Source organism: Flavobacterium sp. PL12, from assembly GCF_039123485.1.
In the GTDB taxonomy this organism is placed as follows: Bacteria; Bacteroidota; Bacteroidia; order Flavobacteriales; family Flavobacteriaceae; genus Flavobacterium; species Flavobacterium weaverense.
In genome coordinates, this window is sequence record NZ_JBANDI010000027.1 from 19,763 (window position 1) to 41,285 (window position 21,523).

The following is a 21,523-nucleotide window of genomic DNA, read 5'->3' on the forward strand; positions in this document are numbered from 1 at the left end:
TTCGATTTTTGATATATTTTTCACTTCTTTATTAATTTATTTGTCCAATAATTTTTGATAGCTAAAGTTTTTATAATTGTTTTCCATTTCCATCATGAGTAAGTTAACTTTATGTTTAGAAAATCCAATTCTGGATTTCCTGAATAATTATTACAAATTTTAAACTTATCGCAAATGACATTAAAATCTATAAATCCATATTCGCAAGAGCTTATTGCGGAGTATCAAGTTTTGACAAATACAGAACTAAATAAAAAATTAGAAGTATCAGAAAGTGCTTTTAAAAATTGGAGAAGAACTTCATTTCAAGAAAGAGGTGAAAAGATGCAAAAGTTAGCTTCTATTTTAAGAGATAAAAAAGATAAATTAGGTCTACTCATTACAAATGAAATGGGTAAAATTTTATCTGAAAGTATTGCAGAAGTTGAAAAATCTGCATCTAATTGTGATTACTACGCAGAGCATGCTGAGCAGATGTTAAAAGATCAATATTACGACACCCCGTTTAAAAGTATGTCTGTCTATGATCCTATGGGAGCAGTTTTTGCAGTAATGCCATGGAATTATCCGTTTTGGCAAGTGCTTCGTTATGCTGCGCCAGCGATTATGGCAGGAAATGTTACGCTTTTAAAACATGCATCAAATGTAACTGGTTGTGCTAAGGCTATCGAAAGTGCTTTTTTAGAAGCCGGTTTTCCGGAAGGAGTTTTTCAACAATTAAGTGTAGAAGTTTCACAAGTTGAAAGCATTATTGAATCTAATATTGTAAGCGGTATTACGTTAACAGGAAGTGAAGGAGCAGGTTCATCGGTAGCGGCTTTAGCTGGGAAGCATATTAAAAAGACTGTTATGGAATTGGGTGGTTCAGATGCATTTATCGTGCTAAATGACGCTAATATTGAGAAGGCAGCTGAAGTTGCTGCGCATTCGAGAATGTTAAATGCGGGTCAAGCTTGCATTTGTGCGAAAAGATTTATTGTTACTGAAAAAATAGCTGATGAATTTGTTTCGCACTTTTCAAAGAACATAAAAGCTATAAAACAAGGAAATCCAATTCACAATGGAATTCATATGGGACCGTTAGCAAGACTAGATCTTGTAGATACATTATCGGAGCAATTAGATAAAACATTGAAGCAAGGAGCAAAATTGATATTAGGCGGTGAACACGAAGGTTGTAATTTTCAGCCAACGTTGATTGATTTTGTAAGTGTTGATTCAGTTGCTTTTCAAGAGGAGACTTTTGGCCCGCTTGCAACAGTTATTAGAGCAAAAGATGAAAATGATGCAATAGCGATAGCAAACAACCATCGTTATGGATTAGCATCTGCCCTTTGGACTGAAGATCGTGAAAAGGCGTACCATTTAGCTCGAAGAATAGAGGCGGGGAATGTTTTTGTAAATTCTCTTGTGCGATCTGATTCGCGGGTTCCTTTTGGAGGAGTTAAAAAATCGGGGTACGGCAGAGAATTAGGTGATGTGGGTATAAAGGAGTTTATGAATATGAAATCACTAGTTATAGAGTAGCATATTTAAAGAATAAAATCCAAGCATAAATAAAAAACGAGAATAGAAATTGTTGATGCAATTCTATTCTCGTTTTTTTTATTGATAAGTATCTTTTACTGTTTTTTATAAATATTGTAAATGGTATTTACAGTATTTTCATCTAGTAATGCGCTAAGATCAGTTTGTATAAAATGCAGTTTAAAAGCTGCAACAGCTGCTGATAAATTCTTTGTGTTGTAGCCAATAATGCGAAGACCTTGCTCTACATTAAAGTCTGCGGGTGCGGTCTCTAATACTTCATCTGGCCAAATTCCAAAACCTTTTTCTGCTAAAGTTCTCCAAGGAAATAGTACGCTTGGGTCTACTTTTCTTCTAGGAGCGATATCTGAATGTCCAATGATATTTTGGACAGGTATATTGTAATCTTTTTTAAGCTTTGTTAGAAGGGCTAATAAGCTATTAATTTGTGATTCAGAGAATGGCTCTGATCCATTATTATCTAGTTCAATACCTATCGATGCAGAATTAATGTCTGTGTTTTTCCCCCAAGATCCATTTCCAGCATGCCATGATCTTAAATAATCATTTAACATCTGCACGACACGTCCGTCGTCACCTATAACGTAGTGTGCGCTTACTTGTGTGCGGGCAAGAGTAAAGGTTTTTATAGTTTGCTGTATCGAATCTTGTGCAGTATGATGAATAATAATGAAATTTGGCTTACGTAAATTAAAATTCACTGTACCAATCCATTCCGTATTTACACCGTTTTTTAATAATGTAAGACCCATTGTTGAGATGGAATCTTTTATATTAAGTAAATTCTCAGTATAAGATGGTGTTACCGTGACCTTGTAAGTATTAATTACTGGTAATGTAACCGTCTCTTTACTAGATATTGTTTCTTTTAATTCTTGAAGTTTTTGATCATATACTTTTTCCGTTTTTTTGTAAGGATTAGTAGCACAAGAAGTAACTAAGATTACAAAGAATAGATAGTAAAAAAATTTGCTCATGGTTTTTATTTTGTAATGTATGATAATCAATTATTCAGACTTTTTCTTCTTTTTAGACTTTTTCGGATTTTTTGCAGCATCATTTAGCGCAATGTATTTCGCTTTCTGATCCGCATTTAGTAATTCTATTATTTTTCTATCGGTAACTTCAGTTAGCACTTTAATGTTCTCCATTTTTGCTTCCTGACTCACTTCTGCCTTTATCAGCATTCCTTGCGTTCTAATGTTTTCATTCAATATATTAGAAATTGCAATTATTTGCAGCTCGTCAAGATTGAGCTCTGGTTGAATGCGTTCCATTATCTTTGCAACTGTTACTTCGACAGGAATTTCCTTTGGCTTTTGCTGTGACATTGACTGATCCATACCGCTATTCACGCGGCGGTTACTGCCATAATTACCTCCGTAACCATTATTATAGCCATTATTTCCATATTGAGCGGAAACTATGTTTGAAAAAAACAGTACAAATAGAAAAATTAGCGTTGATTGAATTACTTTCATAATTATAGTTTTTAAGTCAAATAGTTTAGATTTAAACTGGCTCGCCATACAAATCAAATTCAGTTGCTTCGATAATTTTTATCATTACAAACTCACCTGTTTTTACATAATGTTTTGTAGCATCGATTAGTACTTCGTTATCCACATCTGGGCTATCAAATTCTGTACGACCTACAAAGTGGCCACCTTCTTTTCTATCAATAATACATTTGAAAGTTTGACCAATTTTTTCTTGGTTCAAATCCCATGAAATTTGAGATTGTAATTCCATAATTTCGTTAGCACGTTCTTGCTTAACTGCATCTGGAACATCATCTTCAAGTAGGTAGGCATGAGTGTTTTCTTCATGTGAATAAGCGAAACAGCCCATTCTATCAAATTTCATCTCTTGAACAAATTCTTTTAAAGTATTAAAATCTTCTTGAGTTTCTCCAGGATACCCAACAATTAAAGTCGTACGAATCGCCATTCCAGGAACTGCTGCACGAAATTCTTTTAATAATTTAGTGGTTTTATCTTGTGTAGTTCCACGACGCATTGATTTCAAAATTGAATCTGAAATATGTTGCAATGGAATATCTAAATAGTTACAAATTTTTGGTTCGCGTTTCATAATTTCTAGCACATCCATTGGGAATCCAGTAGGGAAGGCGTAGTGTAAACGAATCCATTCAATTCCTTCTACTTTTACTAATTCTTGTAGTAAATCAGCTAAAGCTCTTTTTTTGTAAATATCTAAACCGTAATACGTTAAATCTTGAGCGATAAGAATTAGCTCTTTAACTCCATTCTTTGCTAATCCTTCTGATTCTTTTACTAATTTTTCAATCGTTTGAGAAACATTTTTTCCACGCATTAAAGGTATTGCACAAAAACTACATGGTCTGTCGCAACCTTCAGAAATTTTTAAATAGGCATAATTTTTAGGAGTAGTTGTTAATCGCTCGCCTAATAATTCGTGTTTATAATCAGCTCCTAACGCTTTTAAAAGTGCAGGTAATTCTGTGGTTCCAAAAAATTGATCAACATTAGGAATTTCTTTTTCTAAATCTGGTCTGTATCTTTCAGATAAACATCCAGTAACAAATACTTTGTCTACTAATCCTCTTTCTTTTTTATCAGCATATTCAAGAATCATATTTACAGATTCTGCTTTAGCATTATCGATAAAACCGCATGTATTAATAACTATAATATTTCCTTCCTCTGCTTCAGGAGCTTCGTGTGCTACGTCTTTTCCGCTTGCACGAAGTTGGCCCATAAGCACTTCACTATCATATACATTCTTTGAGCACCCAAGAGTGATCACATTTATTTTATTCTTTTTTAAAGACTTCGTTCTCATATCATTAGAATCCCGATAATTTGGGAATTTTGCAAAATTACAATTTTTTATCGAAACACTACTTGTTTCAATTTCATTTCAATTTTTTTGTTGGTACATTAATCCAATTGGCGTTTAACGCTTCGTCCTAGTTCTAAGTACAAGGAGCTGTTGCATCGGCATAAAAAAATCCGTTTCATGAACAAGAAACGGATTTATAATATATTGTAAACTTATTTTATAATTCGAATAAAAGAGACAATGATACATTATTGTTAATTGCATCAATTTTTGCTCCATCAGTAAATCCTTGTCCAAAGAAACCTTGCTCAGAATTTCTTTTTGCGTAAGAATAAGCTAAGTCAATTTTGGTTCCGCCAAAGCTATATCCTAAACCTGCAGAATAACCAGTTAAATCTCCAACTGTAACACCATTTTTATATGGAGTTTGCTCGTAGCGATATCCACCTCTTAGACTCAAAGCGTTAATTCTATATTCTGCACCAATTCTTAATTCACCAGAATTATCTAATAACGAATTAATGTCACTATTTAGACCTTCAAATCCAGATTTCAACTTGATGTTGCTGTAATCTTTCATTGCGTAATCTACACTTATTAGCGCTGATTTACCAAAAACATAAGCAAAACTACCTGTTATTTTACTTGGAGTTTGTAATTTATACGTTTCGTAAACATTTACAACTCTAGGATCGACTGTATCAGTTATATCAGCTCCTGATGAAGCACTACTTACAACAATAAGCTTTTGAGATAGTTCATCGTTTAAGTTATACCAAGTTGAAGATTCATAAGCCAATCCAACGCGCACTTGCTCTGTAACCTTTGCAATAGCTCCCGCTTGAAAAGAGAATCCAGTTCCATAAGTATTTAAAGTATTATCAAATTGTATTTGAGAAACAGTATAATTATTTGTTAACGGTGCGTTGTTGTCTTCATAAAATCTAGAATTTTTTTGCAGATCAGTAAAATGTGAGTTTAAATTTAATCCAAGAAATAACTTATCTTTATAAGAAGTAGCAGCATTAAAAGATAGTTTTCCATTATATCCAGTGCTTACCACTGAATTTTCCTGATAATAATTTCCATTATTAGGTACTAATGAGGAATAAGTACTGTTTGGATTGTTAACGTCATTTGCATCGATTATAAAACCTTGATCGTAGAAACCTATCATTGCTTGTTGCGCTGCAAAACCGTAAGGTAAATTATTTCCCAAAAATGAGTATAAATCTGAGATTGATTCTCCAGCTTTTCTATTTACAAATTCCTGGGGTACAGGAGCTCCATTATTTCCTGTATTGGCATAACTCAAAAAGTATTTATCAATAGAATTAGTTGGATTTGTTCCAGCTGAAAATATTTTATTGTCAAAATTGTTTACATTATCGTAGTTTATTCCTAATGCAATTTTTGTCCAATTACTATCTGGTTTGTTGTTAAAAACGAAAACAGTTCCAGCTTGATTTAAATCGAAAGAACTATTTTTATCAGAAGTTGAACTTCCAAAATAGTTGGAGCTGTTTTTAATATTGGAGTTGCTTAAAGTAAGTCCAAGTTGATTATTGACAAAAATTGCTGAACCTGCTGGATTAACATTTAGTGACGATAAGTCACCTCCAAGTGCTCCAAAGGCACCACCCATCGCTCTAAACCTTGCAGTACCATTTAAATTATCTTGAGAATAAAGTAACGCATCTGAAAGTTCTTGTGACTGCGCCATTGTTGCGGTCAATCCTAATGCTAATAAAAATATATATTTTTTCATGAATTTTAAAATTATGATTTACTACTTTTTATAAAATATGAATTCTTTGCTATCCTCTTCCACCTCGACTACCTGATGATCTTCCACTACTGCTTGAACTCGGAGTATAAGATCTTGATTCTGAATTCGACGATCTGCTTTCGCTTCTAGTTGATTCTGAATTGTTGTTTGAACTTGGGGTGTATGATCTTGATTCTGAATTCGACGATCTACTTTCGCCTCTGGTTGATCCTGAATTATTATTTGAACTTGGGATGTACGATCTTGATTCTGAATTCGTTGATCTACTTTCACTTCTATTTGATCCTGAATTATTATTTGAACTAGGAGTGTATGACCTAGAATTTTCATTACTTCTAGTAGAATTTTCAAATCTCTCTGTACGACCGTTATTTAAGCTTCCTCTTCTACCGCTGTTTTGACTATTAATAGGTTCTCTTGAAAATGTGGGACTAGTTCTATTTATTGCATCAGAAGAATTTCTCCTTACATCATTGTTTTGACGATTGCTAGAATTCACTCCTCTTCTGCTAATTGTACTACCTTCAGTCCTTGCTGAACTTCCAGAATTTCTATTGCCGTTTATTTCGTTACTATAATTTGAACCTCTTTTTCCGCTATTGTACGAACGAGTTCTATTATCGTAATAAGTAGAATATCCTCTGTTACCATACCAACTATTACCATAATAACCATTTCCATAATAACTATTTCCGTAGTAGCCATTGCCATACCAGTTATTCCATCCAAAGCCTACATTCAAGCCCCAGCCGTATCCACCATTCCATCCGTAGTTATTGCCGTACCAATTGTTACCATACCAATTATTTCCGTACCAATTATTGCCATACCAACTGTTTCCGTAATAGTTGTTTGCATACCAGTTGTTCATAGCCCAACCGTTATCGTAATAATTTATACTTACACTTTGCGGATTACTTCCCCAACCAGGATAATTGTTGTAGTTACTATCTTGTGATTCATTATCAAGATTATAGCTGCTGTAGTCGTCAATATTAGTAAAGACTTCATTTGATTGACTTTCTTTTTGCAAAGAATTGAAGTAATTTTTATATTGATTTCGATCATATCTGTCGTTTTGCGATGCTCTTTCAACAGTTCTTGGAGATGTATTACCATAAATTCCGTCAGAATCATAGTAAGAACTATTTTGGTAGGAGCCACATGATGTCATTAATATACTCAAAAAACCAACAATGTAGTATATTGATGTATTTTTCTTAGAAAGAGTATTAGTTTTCATATCTATGGGGTTTTTTATTGTTGGACATTACAAAAATAGTTAGTTTTGCTGAACTATTTACGTAAAATTATTAATGCAAAATTTATGCCAAACTATTCAGTATGAGTAAGAACTTAACTACGCGATCAGAAGATTATTCAAAATGGTATAACGAACTGGTTGTCAAGGCTGATTTAGCCGAAAATTCAGGTGTTAGAGGTTGCATGGTTATCAAACCGTATGGCTATGCAATATGGGAAAAGATGCAAGCTGAATTAGATCGAATGTTTAAAGAAACTGGGCATCAAAATGCTTATTTTCCGTTATTCGTACCAAAAAGCATGTTTGAAGCAGAGGAAAAAAATGCAGAAGGCTTTGCAAAAGAATGTGCCATTGTTACTCATTATAGACTTAAAAATGATCCAGACAAACCTGGAAAACTAATGGTCGACCCAAATGCAAAATTAGAGGAGGAGTTGATTGTTCGTCCTACTAGTGAAGCAATTATTTGGTCTACATATAAAGGATGGGTTCAATCGTATAGAGATTTACCATTATTAATTAATCAATGGGCGAATGTAGTTCGTTGGGAAATGAGAACTAGGTTGTTTTTAAGAACGGCAGAGTTTTTATGGCAAGAAGGACATACCGCACATGCTACTAAAGCAGAGGCTGTAGAGGAATCAGAAAAGATGATGAATGTTTACGCTGATTTTGCTCAAAACTTCATGGCAATACCTGTCGTGAAAGGAATTAAAACCGAGACAGAACGTTTTGCTGGAGCAGAGGAGACGTATTGCATCGAAGCATTAATGCAAGATGGAAAAGCATTGCAGGCTGGTACATCTCACTTTTTAGGTCAAAACTTTGCAAAAGCTTTTGATGTGAAATTTGCAAATGCAGAAGGAAAGCAAGAATACGTTTGGGGTACTTCTTGGGGAGTTTCAACGCGCTTAATGGGTGCATTAGTAATGACGCACTCTGACGATCAAGGATTAGTTTTACCTCCTAATTTAGCGCCTATACAAGTTGTTATAGTTCCTATATATAAGAATGATGAGCAATTAGATGCTATTAGAGCGGAAGTGACTGTATTAACGGTAGCGTTACGAAAATTAAATATTTCTGTAAAATTCGACGATAGAACTACTCAGAAACCTGGATTTAAATTTGCAGAGTGGGAGCTTAAAGGTGTTCCTGTTAGAATTGGTGTTGGACCAAAAGATTTAGAAAATGGTACATTTGAAGTAGCGAGAAGAGATACTTTGAGTAAGGAAGTCGTTTCTAAAGAGGGAATAGAAATTTATATTAATGATTTGTTGACCAAAATTCAAGAGGATTTATTTAATAAAGCATTAGATTATAAAAACAGCCATATAACTGAAGTGAATAATTTTGAAGAGTTTAAAGAAGTTTTAGACACTAAAGGAGGTTTCATATCAGCACATTGGGATGGAACTGCAGCTACCGAAGAAAAGATCAAAGACTTGACAAAAGCAACCATAAGATGCATTCCTTTAGACAGGGTTTTAGAGTCGGGAAGCTGTGTATTTACTGGGCAAACCTCAGTAGGAAGAGTGCTCTTTGCGAAGGCATATTAAAAAATTATGTTTTTTTTCGCGTAAGCTATTGTACGTTTCAAAAATAGTTGTATTTTTGCATCCGCATTAGAGAAGCAGGGCCCGTTCGTCTATCGGTTAGGACGCATGGTTTTCATCCATGTAAGAGCGGTTCGATTCCGCTACGGGCTACTATTTTTATTGCAGATTGAAGTTCTCCTGAACTTAGAGGGAAAAAGGGCCCGTTCGTCTATCGGTTAGGACGCATGGTTTTCATCCATGTAAGAGCGGTTCGATTCCGCTACGGGCTACAAAATTTAATTTTAGATTGAGAAAACTTAGGGGATAATGGTCCGTTCGTCTAGGGGTTAGGACGCCAAGATTTCGTCTTGGTAACAGGGGTTCGATTCCCTTACGGACTACAAAAAATTAGTAAAAGAAAAAAAAGCAATATAATGGCAAATCATAAATCAGCTCTAAAGAGAATAAGAACTAGCGAAAAGAAGAGAGTATTAAACAGATACCAACACAAAACTACTCGTAATGCGATCAAAGCATTAAGAATAGCTACTGATAAAACAGATGCTACATCTAAATTATCTAATGTGATCTCTATGATTGATAAATTAGCTAAAAAGAATATTATCCATGATAACAAAGCTTCTAATTTAAAATCTAAGTTAACGAAACTTGTTTCTAAATTGTAAATCTTACAATTTATTTGATACAAAAAAAGCTCTCATTATTTGAGAGCTTTTTTTGTATATAACCTTTTTTTATTCTAATTTTTCTTTTAAGTAGAGTAACATTGACTGGCTTATAGGTTTTGATAAAAAATCAAAAACCATTGGATATTGTTTAGATTTCTCTAAGTCCTCTGGGTCAATAGTCGAAGATAGAATTACCACCTTGATGTTATTAAATTCTGAGAATTTTTCATCAATAAAATAATCGAGGAACTCCCATCCGCCCATTATTGGCATGTTCAGGTCTAAGAAGATTAGTTGTGGTAATACTGTTGCAGACTCCTGATTACTTATTTGTTTAAGATTATTAAAATAGTTTATTGCTTCTTCTCCGTTTTGAAGTGTTATTATCTCCTTAGAAAATAAAGCTCTACTAATTACTTTTTTACATAGCATTAGTGTTATTGGATCGTCATCAATGCATAAGATCTGATCTAGCATTATTCTTTGTTTTTAAATGTTAATGTAAATGTAGTTCCCTTATTGACTTCGCTCTCGATATCAATTGTTCCTCCCATAGTCTCTATTTGTGATTTAACTAAGTATAAACCAAGTCCTTTACTGTCAGGATAATTATGAAAGCGTTGGTAAAGTCCGAATACTTTGTCTCTATTTCGTGCCAAATCAATTCCTATTCCATTGTCTTTAAAACTCAGAATAACAGTATTGTCGATTTCTTTTGACGAAATAGTTATTTTTAGTTTCCTGTTTTCAGATTTGTACTTCAATGAATTTGCCATAAGATTCATTAATATACTTTCAATATACGCCTTGTTTGTTTTTATGGTAGAGATTTTCTCAAAGTCAAATTTTATTATTGGTTTGTGTAATTCGATTTGAGAGTTAAGTTGGCTGAATACGTTTTCAAAAATCTCTTTTAAAGAAATCTCCTCTTTTTGTATTGATGAGCTATCCTTAATAATAATTACTTTAACAAGATCATTAATAGTATCATTTAAAACGTGTGTTGATTTATTAAAGCCTTGAAGTATTTCGTTTAGCTCTTCATTTTCAAAGGGTATATCTTCAATTAAGTTGAGCAGACCAATTAAATTAGACAGAGGAGCACGTAAGTTGTGCGATGTGATATATGAAAATTGTTTAAGATCTTTATTGTTTTGCGTCAACTCTCTAATAAGCTGCTCTTTTTCTTTTTCAAGCTTTTTCTCTTCAGAGATGTCTCTTTGTATTGATATCCAATGTGAAATTTCATTCTCAGTATTGTATATTGGAATCATAGAAAATCGAACCCAGTACTCGTCTTTGTTCTTCTTATAACTGATAATTTCAATGATGCATTCTTTTTTATTTTTTAACGCAGCGATTGCTTTGTTATACTCCGCTTCGTCTGTGTTTACACCTTTAAAAATATCAGGTGTTTTTCCAAGTATTTCACTATTCGCATAACCAGACATGGAAGAGAAAGCTGGATTTGCATAAATAATTTTTGGAATACCAAAATCTGATGAATCTGGCTCAGTTATAATGATGGAGTCTTTCGATTGCGTAATTACCGTCTCTAGTAGTTTAAGTCTTTGCTCTTCTTCTTTTTGTTTTGTTATATCTTGTATGGCACCAATCATTCTAATTGCTTTGCCATTATCATCTTTTAATAAAAACCCTCTATCAAGAACATACTTGTATGTATTATCTGCACATCTAAAGCGATATTGATCCTGCCAATTCTTTGTTTGCTGCTCAATGAAAGAATATAGTTTGACTGACATTTTTATACTATCCTCAGGATGAATTTTATCAAACCACCAATCTGAGTTGTTTTCTACTTGTTCTTCTGTATAACCAAAAACATTTTCAATTCCTTTATTCCAAGAAAGCGTGTTTTCTTGCATTTTCCAATCCCAAATAGTGTCGCTAGTTGCCTTAGCTACAATATCATATTTTTCATTTGACTCTTTTATTTCGTCATTTGTATCTTTAAGTTTTTTAAAGATTTTAGTATTTCTTTGATCGTTTTTGGAGAGAATTAACTTGAAAATTATACCAGTAAATACTACAAAAATTATATCTTTTAAAATTACGTAAATTCTAGTTCCATCATTTGAAATAAATTGTTGGAGAATTTTATGACTAACAATGACTACAAACATTGCAATAAGAATGTAGACGGTGATTACTTGATTGGCTTTGCTTTTCATTACTCAAATGTAAATAATTATAGTCGAATTACTAAACATCGATAGTAACTTATTTCAAAGATTTTTTTCGCAGAGGTTTTTAACCGTAATGGCTTAAGTGTATGCAAACTATTATCGAAATGTTATTTATTTAAAAAAAAATTGTACATTTGCGCCCATTAAAAAATACAGATGGAATCTATAAGAAATATTGCAATTATTGCCCACGTCGATCACGGTAAAACTACAGTGGTTGATAAAATTATGTATCACTGTCAATTATTTCGTGACAACGAAAATTCAGGTGATTTAATCCTTGATAACAACGACTTAGAGCGTGAAAGAGGTATTACCATTACTTCAAAAAACGTTTCTGTTCAGTACAAAGGGACAAAAATTAATATTATTGACACTCCTGGTCACGCCGATTTCGGTGGAGAGGTAGAGCGTGTTTTAAACATGGCTGATGGAGTTTGTCTACTTGTAGATGCTTTTGAAGGACCAATGCCGCAAACGCGTTTTGTATTACAAAAAGCATTAGATTTAGGTTTAAAACCTTGCGTGGTTATTAATAAAGTTGATAAAGAAAACTGTACTCCTGAAGAAGTTCACGAAAAAGTTTTTGATTTAATGTTTGAATTAGGTGCTACTGAAGAGCAGTTGGATTTCCCTACTGTTTACGGTTCAGCTAAAAATAACTGGATGTCTGATGACTGGAAAGTTCAAACAGATAATATAGAGCCGTTATTAGATATGGTTCTTGCTAACGTACCTGCTCCTAAAGTTTCAGAAGGAACTCCTCAGATGTTGATTACATCTTTAGATTTTTCTGCTTTTACAGGTCGTATCGCTATTGGTCGTCTTGAAAGAGGTGTTCTTAAAGAAGGTATGCCAATTTCTCTTGTAAAAAGAGATGGTTCTATAATGAAATCTAGAATCAAAGAACTTCATACATTTGAAGGTCTTGGTCGTAAAAAAGTTCAAGAAGTTGTTGCAGGTGATATCTGTGCTATCATTGGAGTTGAAGGTTTTGAGATTGGTGATACTATCGCTGATTTTGAAAATCCAGAAGCTTTAAAAACGATTGATATTGATGAGCCTACAATGAGCATGTTGTTTACAATTAACGATTCTCCTTTCTTTGGGAAAGAGGGTAAATTTGTAACTTCTCGTCATATTAGAGACCGTCTGACTAAAGAATTAGAGAAAAACTTAGCAATGAAATTAGGTGAAACTGATTCAGCTGATAAGTTTATGGTTTTTGGTCGTGGTGTACTACACTTATCTGTTCTTATTGAAACAATGAGAAGAGAAGGATATGAATTACAAATTGGTCAACCACAAGTTATTATCAAGGAAATTGATGGTAAAAAATGTGAGCCAATTGAGGAACTAACAATCGATTTACCGGATAATCTTTCAGGTAGAGCGGTAGAGTTTGTCACTATGCGTAAAGGTGAAATGTTGAGTATGGAAACTAAAGGGGAGCGTATGATTGTAAAATTCAATATTCCATCTCGTGGAATTATTGGATTGCGTAACCAATTGCTTACTGCTACTGCAGGTGAGGCTATTATGGCACACCGTTTCATAGGATATGAGCCTTACAAAGGAGAAATTTCTGGACGTAACAAAGGTTCATTAATCTCTATGGAAAAAGGAAAAGCTATTCCTTATTCTATTGATAAATTACAAGATCGTGGTAAGTTTTTTGTTGAACCAAATGCTGAAATTTACGAAGGTCAGGTTATTGGAGAAAACTCACGTAGCGATGATATGTGTGTAAACGTAACTAAAGAGAAAAAACAATCTAACGTACGTTCTTCTGGTAATGATGAAAAAGCGAGAATTATTCCTCCAATCATTTTCTCTCTAGAGGAAGCATTAGAGTACATTCAAAAAGATGAGTATGTTGAGGTAACTCCTAAATCTATTCGTTTAAGAAAAATTTATTTGACTGAAACTGATAGAAAAAGATTTAAAAGCTAGTCTATCATTTATAATATTTTCAAACCCATTCATTAATTTGAATGGGTTTTCTGTTTTATAAGATAACATACTTCAATAGCAGAGTTGATTGATCTTACAAGTGCGTGAAGGATAGGAGCAATCCGCCGCGGCGGAGCGGATAGCCTGACAGCATAAAAAAAAGGTCCAACTCACGATTATCGTAAGTTTTACCTTTTAATTTATGGTGGCACGCCCAAATAATTTTTATTATCTTTTTAAACTGAAATGTCCTTTGGCTTGGCGTCCATCTTCTAATTTTAAAGTGTACCAATAATCATCTGATGGTAAGTGAATACCGTTGAAAGTACCGTCCCATCCTTGGCTCAAAGGGTTTAATTGTTTTAGTAATTTGCCGTATCGATCAAATATATAAATAGTTGAATTTGAATTAAAAGCTAAATTTATTCCTTTTACATTCCAGTAATCATTAAATCCGTCGTTGTTAGGAGTAAAATATTTAGGAACGCCAATAACTGAAATAGTTTTGCTGACAATTCCACAACCATTAATGTCTCTAATAAATAGTTCATGAATTCCTGCCGCTATGTTGTCAAAAATATTAGAGGATTGATAAGACCCAAAAGGATCATCGAGTGTATACTCGTATTTTCCAGGACCAGTAGAATTCACTGTTATTGTGTTAACTTCTGCTAAATCAAGTATGTCAATATTAGTTATTGTTGCTAAATCAGAACTGCTGACTTCAATTGTTCTTATTCTACTGCAAGATGCGAGTGAGCTTACTTCTACAGTATAAATTCCTTCAGTATTCACATTAATTGTTTGAGTTGTATCTGATAAAACTACACCGTCTTTTGCCCAAATGTAAGTGTAGGCACTTGTAGAAGTCCTATCATTGATTCCGGCGTTGAGTGTTACAAAAAATGCTGGAAGATTTGCACAAACTATTTCACTTTTAGTTTTATTGTCGTTTGTGTCAATGTTCGGTTTTGGATTAACGGTCAATGTTACGTATGGACCCACTCCGAAACATGCGTTATCTAAAGTGCTATCGACTCGTACCCATATTTGTTGAGAATTAGGCTGATTATTGCTATTTATATTTCTATAATTAGATATATTCGTTATGCTATTTAATTGTGATAAAGCATCTCTTTCATTTTCGTAATAATTTATAGTATAATTTCCTGAAGGGAGAATATTTTTAATATCTACTGTCACGCTACTTAAGTCAAACGTAGCAACTCCATCTTGGTCATCATTCACGTTATCAATATAATCATCACAAGCAAAAAACGTACGACTAAAGGTCGCAGGAATTTGTGTAACAGATACTTTTAAATTTAATTGAGCAACGGTGAAGCATCCGTTTAAATTTTCTACTCTTGCCCAAACGATTCCATCTCCGCTTGAAAAAGATGTTGGATTTGTTATTTTAAAGTTTGGATCTGCGGATGTTGCAGCTATTGAAGTAGTGAAAAATGTAAAAGTTTCATTTTGTGAATTAGCAGATACGAAATTATCTTTTACCGTTAAATTAAAGTCGGTAATACCATCCGTATCATCGTCGCACTGGACTATCGTTATAGTATTAACAATAGGTTTAGGATAGACAATTAGTGTAGTTTCATCAGAAAACAAACTGCAAGAATTACCAGAATTATTCAATTTAACGCGGTACTTAAAACCATTCATGGCATAACTAACAGTTGAGATAGATAATATGTTAGTTGTTGCACCTGAATAGGGATTTGCATCATTAATCTTATTCCAAGTATTCCCATCGATTGAAACTTGCCATTCATGAGTATTACTGCCAGTATCACCTACTGATATTGAAGCATTTTCCATTTCGCACTTTGGAGTGACATTTGGCTGTGTTGTAATTTCGATTCTAGTAAGATAATTAGAATCAGGAGTAGAATATCCATTGATTCTACTTACAACTAGTCCGAGCATGTTCACCGTTGGCGGTACAACAGATCCTAGTAATCCATCACCATCAGGATCTAGGAAACCTGCTTCAACAACATCATAACATAGATCTCCGTCGCTGTCTAAGTCAATATAATTATACGTGCCATCGCTGTCGAGATCAGCAATTGAATTTCTTAATACTGCACTATCGTCAAAAGTTTCTAAAGCATCGGCAAGTCCATTTGTGCCAAAAGAATTTGGAGATCCATCTATTACTCCATCAAAATTTGCGTCGATAGCGCCACTTCCTGATTCGACAATATCAAAAATTCCATCATTGTCACTGTCCAAATCTAAATAATCTGGAATCCCATCACCATCGGTATCACGTGGGATTCGTATGGGTTCAAAAGCATTATCCAATCCATTTTTATTAGAATCGATTCCGGATAACGTACTAGGATTTCTTCCTTGTGCTTCAATTATATCTGGTATGCCATCGTTATCACTGTCAAAATCTAAAGCATCCGGTATCCCATCACCATCTGAATCGCGAGGGACACATGTGGCGATAATTTTGAAAGTTGCTTTACTATTGAAGTCTTCGGAAAGATTTTTTTGAATGAAAGTCAAAGAATCCGTCAGATAAGAACGAAAGCTAAATGTTCCTGTTCCAGCAGCCAAAGGGGTAGTGCTGTTAAGTCTAAATCTTATTTCAAACGAAGAGTATTCTTCTATTCCACTTTCATAAATTCCATCGTAATTGGTGTCAATTAATAATTGATTGCCAGGGTTTAAAACAGTTATGGTTTTGTCAATAGGAGATTTCAAAATTAATTCGGAGTCAGAAGTCATTAAATCAGCGGAATTTGCAGAAGTAACATATTCTAATGCGACAGATAAAGGAGTAGCAAAAGTAACATCATAAGTAACTGAATTGTCTTTTCCGGCGGGTACTTCGGATATGAAACTTCCATCTAAATTTCTAGTCAAGGGATTTATAACCGTGCTACTAGATCCTAATGTACGTATCGTTCCTAAATTTGAAATATCTATTGGTTGGTCGCCATTAGATTCCGTACAATTAGTAATTCCATCGTTATCGTTGTCGATATCTATGTTATCATTAGCTCCATCGTTATCTCTATCAGGTGGACAATAACTAACCGCTATCTTATCAGAAAATATTGGAACTGAGCTAGGACACCCCGAAATGCTGCCTTTTACCTGATAATATCCAGGTTCTTGTGGAGTATACGAACTTAAAATTTCACCGACAATTACTTGATCATTTTTGTACCATTCAAAGGTATCATAGGATGATAATGTATTGATTTTTAAAATTACGTTCGGTATGCATGATGAATTTGTTACTGCTATTTTTTCAGAAATAATTTCGGGCTTAGTATCAAAACCAGAATAATAGCCACCGTAAGTTGCGGCACCGTTAGTTCCAAAATAAGAAACATAAACTTCGCTAGTCGATTTCACACTAATATTTCCAGATAATTTATTGACAGTATAATAAACATAAGCAGGATTTACACTTATGACTTTCGGATTTGATGTAATAGGGAGATCATTTATTAGAACTTTTGCACCAGATTTTGTAACAATATTTAAACCTCCATTATAAGACACATTTCCAATCTGTTCAATCCACGGAATATTATTAACTGCATTTGGAGTAGCACAATTGATTGGTGGTACAAAAAACAAGTTCTGATTTGCAGGCGGATTATTTGGATTTCCGTTTGGAAGAGTACCAGTGGCTAAACCACCAATGCTTTGATAAGCAAAAATATTTTCAGATGAAGTAATATATAAATAATCATTTATGTATTGGCTACCATCTAACGCTATAAATTCTCCTGCATTTAATGTAATTGCTGGATTTGAATTCCCATTGACAAAGATTGATGTATTGGTCTTGTGCGCAATGAGTAAAACACGCTCAAGTTCGTTGGTTCCAATGCCTTTTATAAAAATATATTCTTTTCCAGTTTTTTCAAAAGGGACAATCTGATCAAATCCAACGTCTCTTCCTATCGCTGTACCACTATTGTTTAATATATTACTATTAGTACCTGCAAATGATCCGGAATTTACCACAATTTGATTGTCGGATTCTATTAACGCACCTATAATATTAGAACTATTACTAGATAGTAAATTTCTGCTATTATCGATTGCAATTACGTAGCTCTCGTTTTTATCTAAAAAAATATCGATTGCTCCATCTACCACGATTCCATTAGTTAAAGTTGTACCTAACGGAATGTTTGAGATTTTGATCTTGGTGCCCTTTTCAGTCGATAATATTGAAGCAAAATTTAATAAAGAACTATCTGAAGCAGTGTTAAGCATTGCACCTAATCTAAATGTTTTGCCTAAAGCACTATTTCCTTTAGACACTAAACCTCCAGCGTGCACATAGCTAATTTCACCTAATCTATTTATATTAAAACCTGAATTGAGTCTGACGCTAACATAGATTAAATCATCGGCCTCGATAATATATCCTTTATTATTTAGTTTACCGATATTGTATTTTGAAGTCATCAATTGAGTATTTTCTCCATCCCCAATTTTATACATCTCTGGTCTACTTTTACTAACTTTTCCAGCAATAATGAGTCCGCCGATAATATTAATCTTAAAATTAACATCCGTTGCGCTTGGAGTTGATATGTAAATATATTGATCACCTGCTAAATCATCAGCACAAGTAAGTGGCGGAATATAATGCGTTTTACTTAGTTGAGCAAAGCAGCTAATAGATAAAAAAGCAAATAACAGCAGTAATTTTATTTTCATTTGCTAAAAATATGAAAATTAATTCTATCTTTTTAACGAAAAATGTCCTTTTATTGTTTTAGAATCTGTGAATTTTATGTGAAACCAATAATCGTCTGCCGGTAGTGGTTTATTATCGAAATTCCCATTCCATCCATTACTTAACGTATTAAGCTCATAAACTAATTTGCCATAACGATCAAATATACTCACTATAGCTTTATGAAATAAAACAAGATTTTTTATTGTCCATACATCGTTTATTCCATCTGCGTTAGGAGTAAAGTAGCGCGGATAGTCAAGTACATTTATCATGGCTGCGGATAAAATGCAGCTTGTTTTGTCCCTCACAAAAACAGTATAAGTACCTGCTGTAATATTCTTGAATATAGCGTTCGATTGAAAAAGAATTCCATCAAGTGAATACTCAAATGGACCAGAACCATTGGTTTCTATTTCCACAGAATTATTGCTTCCAGCGAAATTATTTATTTCAATATTTTTTATTATATCTGGATTGGCGCTGCTGTATTGTTTGATATTTAATTCAATTGGATATATGCCGTAGCAATCATTGCCATTTTCTACTCTTGTATAAATGATCTCATTTGGCTTGCTTCTGTAAGAATTTGCTAATTTTAATTGCTTAGTCGCAGCGTCTGATGATGAGGAATAGTAGCCTTCCACTAAATAATTAATACCAACTACTACTTGAATGAGTGGGTCTATTTCATTTTTCAAATCAAACAAACGAATTCCATCTTGCATTCCATCATTATCACAAAAACTGAGAGTTTGCAAAGCGTTTAATGTGCTTAAAACTTTAAGCTCTACTTCAATGAAGTTGAGACATTCACCAGTACTATTAGCAACCTTCGCGTAAACTGTTTTTGGTGTAGAAAAATAATTGGAAGGATTGGTAATTTCGGTTTGTGTTAGATCAGAATAATACGTAAGTACGTCAGTGGATTTTAAATTTAAGCTAGATTTAATAGTAGTCAAGTCAAAAATACCGTCGCCAAATTCATCTCCACATTGAGTAATAGCTTTTGTTATCTTTGATTTATAATTTACAGTTACTTTTCCTTTGGCTATACAGTTAGGTGCTAAAGTAACTTCAACAGAGTAAATTCCTGCTGCGGTGACTTTCAATGTGGATTTGTCTTCACCACTTAATGGTGTGGTACCGCCATCTTTGAACCATTCATAGCTATAATTGCTATCTCTAAGGCCAGAATCAAGAACGGTATTCTCATTAAAACATATTGTTTGATCACGTCCCAAGTTTATTTTTGGCGCAAAACTTCCCGCTTCAAGAAAAACTGCGGAGTCAAATTCTTCATTGCGATAATCAGCTATTACTAATTTTATATGATAAGTTACTCCTGCTGTTACTACACTTTGTGCATTTAAAACCTTTGTCTGTCCGTAATAATTTATTGGACTGGTACTAGTATTATATCCTCCAAAATAATTTTCATTGCTAGGAGGACATCCGCTTTTTGAAACACCGCTAATAATATCATTAAAAGGAGGAACAAATGGATGTACATTTTTTGAAGAGACTGAAACTGAAGAATTAGGCAGCACTGCAATATTTATGTAGGGTCCTGTGCTGGTTTTTTCTTTAATTAAAAAAGCAAAACCATCAGTGAACTCGCAAGGGAAATAGTCTCTATATTCATTAGAGGCAAATAAATAGTTAAAACTGATAAAATTTGTTTTTGGAATAAAATCAAATTCTAAAACTGTAGCATTTTTAGTTAATTCGGGTGCTATAATTCCTAAGGCAACTTGTAAATTAGTGTCTCCTAACCAACGAGAATCACCAGGCAATGCTTTATTCACAGCTAATGGACCGTTCTCAGAATTTTTAGCGCTCCAAGTACTTAAAATAATGCCTTCGTTAAAAGGGAAACTGCCACCTTGCTTGCTGAAATAGCCATAACTATTTTTTCCAGCAGTATAGGAATCTCCAATTACAGTTGCGTTTGAAATAGCAAAACAGCTACTTCTTACTAAGACATCTTCTATTAATTGCTGTGCAGTTTGATTATCATCAACGAGAATAGATTGAGCTGAACTAAAACTTGGAATCAAGTGTAGAGAAGCAAAAAGCAATATTTGTAATAGAAATTTCATATTCCCGCAAATATACTATAAATCTCTTTTTTTCAATAATCTGTAGGATAGGTAAACAAATATGACAGTCCAGCATACAACGATGAGTAAAGATTTAAACTCTACATCATAGTTTTTGATATTATCTAAACCAATTTGGGTACCCAGATTTTTAACAACTGACAATCGGGTAAAGGGTTCTACTATTAAATTAGACATAGATTCTAATGGAAAAAATTGCATGATTGAAGTTGCGCTTTTTGAATCTGGGAAGATTTTAAAACTTAAAATTCCTTTTACAATACCTTCAATAATATTCCAAACTAATAAAAACCCCAAAGCAAACGCTGATCGCTTCACTAATATTCCTAAAAATAAACAGAATGAAAAGAAACCTACTAATTTTACAAAATAAGCTAGCAGATATTTTAAATCAGAGAAAACGATGCTCACTTCAGTGTAGGACGAGAAGCTATATCCTAGAATAAGCGACATTACAAAAATAAAAATAGTTGAAAATGAAGCGAATAAAACGACGGTTAGAAATTTAGATTCAATAAATTCCCTTTTACTCATACCATCGATTAAATTCTGTTTAAGAGTTCCGTAACTGTATTCATTTGCCATCATGGAAACAATTACAATGGCTAAGAACAATTTTAAGATGGATGCGATGTAGGTATTAAAATGCCAAATAAATGGAAAGTTAAAAATCCCCATTTCAGCTAAATGGAACTTAAATATTCCTAAGTCAAATTTGATAGATGCGATTAAAGCTATGAAAGTTAAAAGAATAAAATAAGTTAGAGTCAAAACCCGACTAGCTTTATTTTTCCATATTTTTTGAAGTTCTATTGCGAGAAGTCTTTTCATGAAATAAGTATTTGAACTTG

General features: G+C 33.5%; 14 protein-coding genes and 3 tRNA genes. 7 read left to right on the plus strand and 10 right to left on the minus strand.

What is annotated here, in order from left to right; translation table 11 throughout:
* Window positions 1-174 precede the first annotated feature (174 nt).
* Window positions 175-1,527 (plus strand): NAD-dependent succinate-semialdehyde dehydrogenase, encoded by a 1,353-nt coding sequence (locus RCH19_RS12375; RefSeq protein WP_343023484.1) that lies wholly within the window; start codon window positions 175-177, stop codon window positions 1,525-1,527.
* Window positions 1,528-1,622: 95 nt separating this feature from the next.
* On the opposite strand, the gene RCH19_RS12380 is transcribed toward RCH19_RS12375, so the two are convergent.
* The 5 genes from RCH19_RS12380 to RCH19_RS12400 all read right to left on the minus strand — a co-directional run bounded on the left by RCH19_RS12380 (window position 1,623) and on the right by RCH19_RS12400 (window position 7,406).
* Window positions 1,623-2,525, minus strand: coding sequence for an N-acetylmuramoyl-L-alanine amidase (locus RCH19_RS12380; protein ID WP_343023485.1), 903 nt, complete (start codon window positions 2,523-2,525; stop codon window positions 1,623-1,625).
* Between the two features lie 30 nt (window positions 2,526-2,555).
* A complete protein-coding gene (locus tag RCH19_RS12385) occupies window positions 2,556-3,029 on the minus strand; it encodes a hypothetical protein (protein WP_343023486.1) in 474 nt (157 codons plus the stop codon).
* Window positions 3,030-3,060: 31 nt separating this feature from the next.
* A complete protein-coding gene (gene rimO, locus RCH19_RS12390) occupies window positions 3,061-4,374 on the minus strand; it encodes a 30S ribosomal protein S12 methylthiotransferase RimO (RefSeq protein ID WP_343023487.1) in 1,314 nt (437 codons plus the stop codon).
* A gap of 217 nt (window positions 4,375-4,591) precedes the next feature.
* Window positions 4,592-6,142 carry an outer membrane protein transport protein gene (locus RCH19_RS12395; RefSeq protein ID WP_343023488.1) on the minus strand — a complete coding sequence of 517 codons (1,551 nt, stop codon included), beginning with the start codon at window positions 6,140-6,142 and terminating at the stop codon, window positions 4,592-4,594.
* A 49-nt stretch (window positions 6,143-6,191) separates the two neighbouring features.
* Window positions 6,192-7,406: a hypothetical protein gene (locus RCH19_RS12400; RefSeq protein ID WP_343023489.1), complete on the minus strand. Its 1,215-nt coding sequence runs from the start codon at window positions 7,404-7,406 to the stop codon at window positions 6,192-6,194.
* 101 nt (window positions 7,407-7,507) lie between these two features.
* On the opposite strand from RCH19_RS12400, the gene proS reads away from it, so the two are divergent.
* The 5 genes from proS to rpsT all read left to right on the plus strand — a co-directional run bounded on the left by proS (window position 7,508) and on the right by rpsT (window position 9,651).
* Window positions 7,508-8,986: a proline--tRNA ligase gene (gene proS, locus RCH19_RS12405; protein WP_343023490.1), complete on the plus strand. Its 1,479-nt coding sequence runs from the start codon at window positions 7,508-7,510 to the stop codon at window positions 8,984-8,986.
* Window positions 8,987-9,064: 78 nt separating this feature from the next.
* A tRNA-Glu gene (locus RCH19_RS12410) sits at window positions 9,065-9,136 on the plus strand.
* Between the two features lie 47 nt (window positions 9,137-9,183).
* Window positions 9,184-9,255: transfer RNA gene (locus RCH19_RS12415), tRNA-Glu, on the plus strand.
* Between the two features lie 39 nt (window positions 9,256-9,294).
* Window positions 9,295-9,366 (plus strand) — tRNA-Glu (locus RCH19_RS12420).
* 33 nt (window positions 9,367-9,399) lie between these two features.
* A complete protein-coding gene (gene rpsT, locus RCH19_RS12425) occupies window positions 9,400-9,651 on the plus strand; it encodes a 30S ribosomal protein S20 (RefSeq protein WP_121924514.1) in 252 nt (83 codons plus the stop codon).
* Between the two features lie 69 nt (window positions 9,652-9,720).
* Here rpsT and RCH19_RS12430 read toward each other — a convergent pair whose 3' ends face one another.
* Window positions 9,721-10,131 carry a response regulator gene (locus tag RCH19_RS12430; RefSeq protein ID WP_343023491.1) on the minus strand — a complete coding sequence of 137 codons (411 nt, stop codon included), beginning with the start codon at window positions 10,129-10,131 and terminating at the stop codon, window positions 9,721-9,723.
* Window positions 10,131-11,846: a PAS domain-containing protein gene (locus RCH19_RS12435; protein ID WP_343023492.1), complete on the minus strand. Its 1,716-nt coding sequence runs from the start codon at window positions 11,844-11,846 to the stop codon at window positions 10,131-10,133. The genes RCH19_RS12430 and RCH19_RS12435 overlap by 1 nt, the downstream gene beginning before the upstream one ends.
* Before the next feature lie 171 nt (window positions 11,847-12,017).
* Here RCH19_RS12435 and typA point away from each other — a divergent pair, with 171 nt between their 5' ends.
* Window positions 12,018-13,814 carry a translational GTPase TypA gene (gene typA, locus RCH19_RS12440; RefSeq protein WP_343023493.1) on the plus strand — a complete coding sequence of 599 codons (1,797 nt, stop codon included), beginning with the start codon at window positions 12,018-12,020 and terminating at the stop codon, window positions 13,812-13,814.
* A 228-nt stretch (window positions 13,815-14,042) separates the two neighbouring features.
* Here the strand turns inward: typA and RCH19_RS12445 are convergent, their stop codons facing one another.
* The 3 genes from RCH19_RS12445 to RCH19_RS12455 are packed head-to-tail and all read right to left on the minus strand — an operon-like array spanning window position 14,043 to window position 21,503.
* Window positions 14,043-18,530 carry a T9SS type B sorting domain-containing protein gene (locus RCH19_RS12445; RefSeq protein ID WP_343023494.1) on the minus strand — a complete coding sequence of 1,496 codons (4,488 nt, stop codon included), beginning with the start codon at window positions 18,528-18,530 and terminating at the stop codon, window positions 14,043-14,045.
* A 24-nt stretch (window positions 18,531-18,554) separates the two neighbouring features.
* Window positions 18,555-20,651 (minus strand): choice-of-anchor L domain-containing protein, encoded by a 2,097-nt coding sequence (locus RCH19_RS12450; protein ID WP_343023495.1) that lies wholly within the window; start codon window positions 20,649-20,651, stop codon window positions 18,555-18,557.
* Between the two features lie 15 nt (window positions 20,652-20,666).
* The gene (locus tag RCH19_RS12455; RefSeq protein WP_121924336.1) at window positions 20,667-21,503 is read right to left on the minus strand and encodes an ABC transporter permease subunit; all 837 of its coding nucleotides are present in this window, start codon (window positions 21,501-21,503) and stop codon (window positions 20,667-20,669) included.
* Between the last annotated feature and the right edge of the window lie 20 nt (window positions 21,504-21,523).